General features: G+C 38.2%; 7 protein-coding genes. 1 reads left to right on the top strand and 6 read right to left on the bottom strand.

From position 1 onward, the window contains the following. Positions 1-359: 359 nt before the first annotated feature. Positions 360-2,012 carry an adenylate/guanylate cyclase domain-containing protein gene (locus VE944_RS03375; RefSeq protein WP_324972261.1) on the bottom strand — a complete coding sequence of 551 codons (1,653 nt, stop codon included), beginning with the start codon at positions 2,010-2,012 and terminating at the stop codon, positions 360-362. Positions 2,013-2,681: 669 nt separating this feature from the next. On the opposite strand from VE944_RS03375, the gene VE944_RS03380 reads away from it, so the two are divergent. After that, positions 2,682-4,193 (top strand): VanZ family protein, encoded by a 1,512-nt coding sequence (locus VE944_RS03380; protein WP_475483617.1) that lies wholly within the window; start codon positions 2,682-2,684, stop codon positions 4,191-4,193. Between the two features lie 428 nt (positions 4,194-4,621). On the opposite strand, the gene VE944_RS03385 is transcribed toward VE944_RS03380, so the two are convergent. The 5 genes from VE944_RS03385 to VE944_RS03405 form a co-directional block, all read right to left on the bottom strand. Further along, positions 4,622-4,891 carry a hypothetical protein gene (locus tag VE944_RS03385; RefSeq protein WP_324972266.1) on the bottom strand — a complete coding sequence of 90 codons (270 nt, stop codon included), beginning with the start codon at positions 4,889-4,891 and terminating at the stop codon, positions 4,622-4,624. A gap of 109 nt (positions 4,892-5,000) precedes the next feature. Next, complete coding sequence (locus tag VE944_RS03390) at positions 5,001-5,279, bottom strand: hypothetical protein (RefSeq protein WP_324972269.1); 279 nt, start codon at positions 5,277-5,279, stop codon at positions 5,001-5,003. Further along, positions 5,272-5,607, bottom strand: a complete 336-nt coding sequence (locus VE944_RS03395; protein ID WP_324972272.1) for a hypothetical protein — start codon at positions 5,605-5,607, stop codon at positions 5,272-5,274. The genes VE944_RS03390 and VE944_RS03395 overlap by 8 nt, the downstream gene beginning before the upstream one ends. A 268-nt stretch (positions 5,608-5,875) precedes the next feature. Then, positions 5,876-6,451 carry a hypothetical protein gene (locus VE944_RS03400; RefSeq protein WP_324972274.1) on the bottom strand — a complete coding sequence of 192 codons (576 nt, stop codon included), beginning with the start codon at positions 6,449-6,451 and terminating at the stop codon, positions 5,876-5,878. A gap of 96 nt (positions 6,452-6,547) precedes the next feature. Beyond that, positions 6,548-7,313 (bottom strand): hypothetical protein (locus tag VE944_RS03405; RefSeq protein WP_324972277.1); only part of this gene is annotated, 766 nt, incomplete at its 5' end.

The following is a 7,313-nucleotide window of genomic DNA, read 5'->3' on the forward strand; positions in this document are numbered from 1 at the left end:
TCTGACGATACTGTTCAAAAGCCTGATTAGCTAAATCGAGTTTAGCGGCAATTTCTGCATCATTGAGTGGCTCAAAGGTTTTGAGCGTCTCCCCAGTGGCGGGATTAATGGTGGCGATCGCCATTACCTGACCTCCCGTTATAAAAATAGCTTTGAGTTAGGCTTCCTAGTGTTACACAGATCAATTTTGGAAGCTACCACCAAAATTCTAGTCTTTTAACCAAGAATTAGTTGTTTAATATTACAATTTTGCAATTATTTATGAAACAAAATATACAACTTAGCTATGTATTTATCTTGATAAATTAGTCATTTGTCATTAGTTATTCTCCCCCTGCTCCCTGCTCCCTGGCCAATGCCTAAAGATTAATAAATGGAGTAATAATTGTTGGCATTGGCTGCAATTTTGTCTGATAAACCTTAACTAATCGCTCAATACCTTTGAAACGATAATCTCCCATTTCTTCAAAGTCTGAAGGCAGTGAAAGCATTTTATGAGTGGCTTCACTAATCACGCATTCACTAGGAGGACAAACTGCTTCCATACGAGCAGCAAGATTAATCGTCGCGCCTAACGCCGTATAATCTACCCTTTGGGAACTACCGACATCTCCCACAACAGCCTTACCGCTATTAATAGCAATACGTAATTGAAGCGGTTCGTGCCAAAAACCGTTGGCATTAAGATGTTCGAGACGAGTGAGCATTCCCTTGGCAGCATTAACAGCGCGATCTGCGTGATCTGGTTGCGGTTCTGGAGCACCAAAAAATGCCATAATACAATCGCCAATATACTTATCTAAAGTGCCGCCCCAAGTAAACACTTCTTTTAGCATTTCTTCAAATAAATTATTTAATAGTTTTGCGATCGCAGTTGGTGTTAACTGTTCAGAAATTGCCGTAAAGCCAACCAAATCTGCAAACAAAATACTGATTTCGCTCTCGGTGGGAGCTAAACGACCACCCGGTAATCCACCTACAGAGATCAACTGCTGCACAACTGCTGGAGAATGATAGCGTTCTAGTCGGTGACGAATCATTTCTTCAGTTTTGAGTTTCTCTACCAGTAGCCAACGCTGGACGCTAGAAGCCACAATGTTTGCTAAAGCTGAAAAAAAGCTGAGTTCTTCTTCGCCTTCATTTGCCCAATGGTAAGAAGAAAGATTGGCATCGGCATACAATACGCCCACAACTTTATTCTCATCCCATAAAGGCACTGCCATCGCGCTGCGAATGCCTTTAACCAAAATACTCTGTTCACTAGCAAACCGTTCATCCTGCTGGGTATCGGCTGTTTGAATGACAACTTTTTCATCAAATACCTTTTGACAGATACTACGGCTAATCCAACTTCCATCAGAGGGGAGATGTTTTTGTTGGGAAATATTTCTAGTAGCAGCATTGACTAATTCTAATTGACCGCAACCATTAACATCAATTAATAATGCCAAGCGATCGATACTATCAAGGTAACGAAAAACCACTTGCTGCACCTGAGAAAAAATCTCTTCTATCGACGCCGCCGCACAAAGATTTTTAGCTATGTCCACTAAGTCTTTGAGACGGGCAATAGTTTTGTCTTTATTATTGATGTTGCCATCTTTGCTATCGGCTGCGATCCATTGCTGTTGTAATTGTTCGACATTGTGAAGAATTGTTCTTTGCTCATTAATGTCCGAAGTTCCAGGATACCCAGGTGTCGGTTGGGAAACAGGGCTTGTGAGCAGCACTACCAGGCTAACATTGCCCAGCCAAATGATATCGCCGTGATGTAACTCTTGGGGAAAGTTAACAAGATATTTATTTACTTGCGTCCCGTTTTTGCTACCCAGATCCTCAATAGTCCACACACCGTCAGCTGTTTTCGCCAAGCGGGCATGGTTGCGAGATACTCCAGCAAAAGGTAAGTACAGGTTACATTCCGGCAAACGGCCAATTGTGAATATATCTTGATCAACTGCGATCGTTGTCTCGGTATCTCCCTCTTGTAGGCGTAGCGTGAGTTCAGTCATGAGTGTGATCCATCGAAGCTAGAGGTGCAAGCAACTCTAAGGTAAGTTATACACTACAGGTTAACCTTCACCTTTTCTTTATGACACTGTTAACTGATTTCCGATAACTGCATGTGACAGATGTTACATTGAAAGAGGTAACTTTGCTGGAGATTCAGTTCAGAGTGGGTTTGAATCTCGTTGTGAAGGAAAACCAGCAAATTTTCAATTTTTTGGGCTAGTACGGGAAATTCAAACTGCGGCTGTTTACCCTGCGAAGATCCCCCAAACCCACGATAAATTACCAGGCTAATTTCCTCCTTTACTCCCCTATTAAAGAGGTCGCCACAGGCGGGGGGATCTTCTTATCCAAACCGCACCGCCTCACCTGCTGCCTTTCTTAATAAAACCCTCAGTAGGAGAGGAGCGTATATCTGCCATTAGTGTCAACTTAAGCCCAAACCCAACTATATGTAGTTTTCATAATATCTTGATAATTTTTTCATAATTTTTTGATCACAATTATCTACTAGCAAATAATATTAAAGCAGCGTTGAGATCGCGTGTAATCCAAAAGTAGCTTTAAGCATCTATTATTGGTAATTAATAATTCATCCTTAGCACGGAAAAATAATAAAATACTTTAGTTACTTACTCTCAACAATCATTTCTGTACTGAAACTAACTTTATTGTTAGTCATAATAACACAAACTTTTATGAATCAACTCCTGATTTTTTCTCAAGTATTTAATTTAGTGATTGTCATTGTCAGCATTTTATTAGTACTATTAGCTACACTTTATCCATTTAATTTTTTCATCCCAGACAGTTTTTCCTTGCCAGAATTTTTTGCCAATTTTAACAATGCTAGTAATTTTCAAGACCAGGTAAATAATTTTTTGCTGTTTATGCCTTTAGGGTTTGGCTTCACTAAACTCTTGCAGAAAAGAAGGATAAAAACAGGAGTGCAAGTTTTTATAGTTACTTTGGTAAGTGCTGGCTTATCGTTTACAGTTGAAGTATTGCAAATATTTCTACCTTCAAGAATGCCTACTCCATCGGATATTCTGAACAATAGTATTGGTGGATTTTTTGGTTTTATTTGTTTTTATCTATGGAATAGTCAAAGCTTTAAAAACACTGTTGCACAGATAGAAAACAGTAGAGCTAGCCGCTCACTTAAACAGATAGTAGTATTTTTTATTGGATATATATTTTTGACATTCCTGATTTCGCTGTTGTGGCAAAATATGATAAATTTGAGTAATTGGGATGCAAATTATCCCCTACTGATTGGCAACGAACAGACGAGAGATAGACCTTGGCAAGGATACATATCTGAAGTTTATATTGCTGATCGAGCCATCTCAACAAATGAGGTAACACAAGGATTAGCTGATTCCAGTTACTTTAGTAATCTTGGTAATTCTCTAATAGCTAATTATCAATTTAAAGGAAAATGTTGCTATAAAGAACAGACTGGACAATTGCCAGAACTATTGTGGCAAGGACAGCCTTTAGATGCACAGGAAGGTAAAGGTGTTTTTTTGGGTTCTAGTCATTGGCTACAAACAGCTACTCCTGTCACAACTCTCAGCAAAAGAATTAGTAAAACATCTGAATTTACACTCAGCACTACCCTGGCTACTACTAACTTAGAGCAGTTTGGTCCTGCCCGCATTATTTCCATTTCCGGCACTTCCCTACGTCGCAATTTGACACTAGGACAGCAGGGAAATGGCTTAGATTTTCGATTACGAACGCCGATAACTGGAGAAAATGGAGCAGATTTAAGACTGAATATACCTAATATTTTTACAGACACTAAACCTCACCACATAATCATCACTTATTCCAGAGCAACTATTCAAGTATATGTAGATAATTTACAGAATTTTTACTCTTTGAATTTATTGGAATTAATACCTAAAAATCAGAGAATTTTTTACTATGCACTAAGTTTTATTCCTCTAGGGTTTGGCTTAACGATATTAACTCTACTAGCAAAAAGAAGATTGATCCTTTCTAATTTCTTGATTTATGGGGGAATATTAATACCTTCTCTAATATTGGAAGGTATTTTAGTAAGTGAGAGCGGGAAAAACCTTAGTCTAAAAACCCTGTTACTCGGTATGTTATTTACAGGAGGAACTATGTTAATTTTAAGAGTCCGGGCTGCTCAATTAAAAATGAGAAGTTAGCAGTTTTTCCTTTTCTGTCACTCTTATTTAATTAGGCGGTAATTCTAAACTAGTGTCTACTAGACTACTCTAGACAAGCCTCCTGGAGTTGCGACTCAAACTTACTACTCATTTACTACTCAATTGAGCAATTTTTCTCCTGGTTTTTAGCGATCGCCAACTGCGATCGCGCTACTCAAATGCTACTCACTGGGAACGATACCATAAGCGATACAGCCTGTATATGACAAAAGAGGAATTATGCCAAAATTTAAAGAATTTCTCAAAGACTGGATATCTCTATTTTCGTCAATAATCGTGTATCAAGATAGTGTTTACGGGTATCCACAATCACGATGGCTGATGGTCGGTATGCTCGCTTTAGGATTTGCTTTTTGGCTTGGGGTCTTTAATTTATTTAGCCTCAAATGACAAAATGGAGATTAGGACTAGTGCCGATCCCGTTCTAGATCGTAAATCACTTTTTCGAGATACCAATTATCTGATCGCCCTGGCGCTAATTGCCTTTGTTGCTTAAGCAATCGCTTGGCTGTACGGACATCGCCTTGAAGGATAACCAGTAAATCGCCTTGCAATTGTCTGTTTTTTGGGTCATTCCGGTAGGATTTTGATTTCCCACTAAACTTTAATTGATTTCTGATAAAAGCAATAAGCAAAAAAATTAGCAGCACTAAGGCGATAAAGAGTAAAATTTGCATAGTTGAGTTTTGGTAGACTCAATCTAATATGCAGAAAATCCTGGCTAATGATATCCGGGATTTTCCGTATTAATGCAAATACTCATAAATTACTAAAGAGGAATTTTGATTATTTCTCGTTCCGATGGTCACTAATTAAACCCTTGCCTATCAAATAAGCTTTAATCTCTAGCAAATCTCTGTCTTGGGAATCGAACCGAGTATCTATATCTTTAAAAAGAACCATTAAATTATCGAGTATTTGCTTTTGATTATTTTTTAAATGACCAAAGTCTCTTTCTGCTGCATATCTACGTTTAATAGTATTAGAAAAAAATATTAATCCCCAAACTAAATTCCCGCCAATTGCAAAACCCAGGGTAATGTATTCGTTAATGTTTTTAGACATTTATAAACTCCCATATCTTAAAAGTGCAATCTTGAAAATATCTTGGCACTTCAAAAGAAACTTGATAATCACTGGGAAAGTTCAAAAATTTAACGATTATTGGTGTATAAAGAGCGATAAAGCGATATTCCCCAAGAGCTAGTCCTAAAGAGAATGGCACAGGAACGGCTTGATTTAAATATCCCGCTTTATACCAATTGGGTTTAGCTGTGGCCACAAATACTTGAACTGCTACAATTGGAGAAGAAAAGGTATGCGTAGGTTCAAAAGCAGCTATCGGCTGAATAATTTGCTCACCCGATATTGTGGCGTTTTTGGTGGAATCCATGATTAGATTCCACTTACTTGCATCATTAAACTGAGTCACTATAAAAACCTTGCGCTTATCAGATTATTTTCAAGTACTAGCAAGTAATCATCAATCCGAACTCCTACAACTTCCAAGCAATCAATGTAGTCTTGAAAAAAAATTTCCCCTTTACTAAATCGAGCATTAGCAAGAGTTGTAATTTCTTCTCGTTTGATTAAATCCCTTATCTCATCTGGCGAGACTTGAGAAGTTAGAAAAATTTCGCACTTAGTCAAGTCTCCAAGCATTAGAATTTTTCTGGAGTAAAGGATACAGATTTAGTCCCCGCAGCTGCTGCAACAGCCGCAATAATCGCCGCTTTTTGTTCGCTGTAGGTAGGATTACCGGCAGTTCTTCCAAAGGGGAAAGAATAGCCCACATCAGATTTAGCTTTGTAGGGAACGCCTGTTAATTTGCTGGTGGCAGTAACAGCAGTAGTGCCAGTGATATTTCGACAAGATGCTTTTGCTGGTCTATACCCTTTGGCAATAAAATCATCAGCATCAGGAATTTCTATTCCTAGTTCTGCTACAGATAATCCAAATAAAGCGTATTGACCTTGCGCTCTAGCAGATATAACAGTCACATACTCAATAGGTGAGGCTGCGGGTAAAGCAAAAGGTTTGATGCCAATTCGCTCGAATGTTCCAGGATTAGATGAGGCGCTTCTGGGATAATCAATATCAACTTTTCCAGCTTTCCAATCTTGATACTTTCTTAAGGGAGTACCTAGTGGTGCATCTGGAATTATTCCATCAGCACCCGATGCTGGAGGCCGAAGGTATCTCAATGCGGCATCTAAATTATTGAATCGTCTAGCCATTGGTATATATTACTCGGTTACGCTTTATACTTTTTGTATAGCATAATTTTAAGGATATACAGTTCATACCAATACCTAGATATTGGGGAAAGTTTTTTAAACAACATTAAGCTTCTCAATAACTTGTTTTAGCCCTACTTCTGGTGTAGCTACCAAATTAATTACTTTCGTGCGTCCATGTAAAAATAATTGAGCATACCGAAAACGAATGTCTGCGGTTGGTCGTTTAACAGGTTTGGGTGTCAACTGGCCATAAATAATTTGTGTGCCTGGATTGTTTGGATAACTACGACTATTTTCCACAAAATCAAAATAATCGTCATTAAAGAGATGGCCGCGAATTCCTAAAACTGCTTTTGTGATTCGTTCACCTTCAAGCTGGCTTTTTACATATAGCCGTAATTGATAGCCATTATCAACGTCTTTGTAATAATAAACATATTTACCTTTTTCCCAAACAAAAATTGGATTACCGAATTCTCGTTTAATATCTCTAGCTAATTCTTCAGATTTTGCTCTAGTCCATGTTTGCGGAGTTTCATTCATAAGTCTAAAGCTAATTTCACCCCTAACAGGACGCAACCTGTTAGCCATTAATGAGTAACGCTCTTGAAAATGCAGATGTACTTGTGGCTTGAAAAGTATTTCACCTTGAAAATCATCAACAGGAATCCCATAAATTGGAACTTGTAAAGATTGCGTATGCCCGGCTGTCACTTCAAATAACCATAACCTCATCATCGTCATCGTTGCCGTATCACCATCTTTTATTGTGCAAGCGTGACGCAATGCGGCTTTTGGTGTAGAAACGTCATTTACAGTTTGATTTTTAAACCACTGGATGACAGCTTTATTGTGTTGT

The sequence above is a fragment of the Nostoc sp. genome (genome assembly GCF_035638895.1).
Lineage (GTDB): Bacteria > Cyanobacteriota > Cyanobacteriia > Cyanobacteriales > Nostocaceae > Nostoc.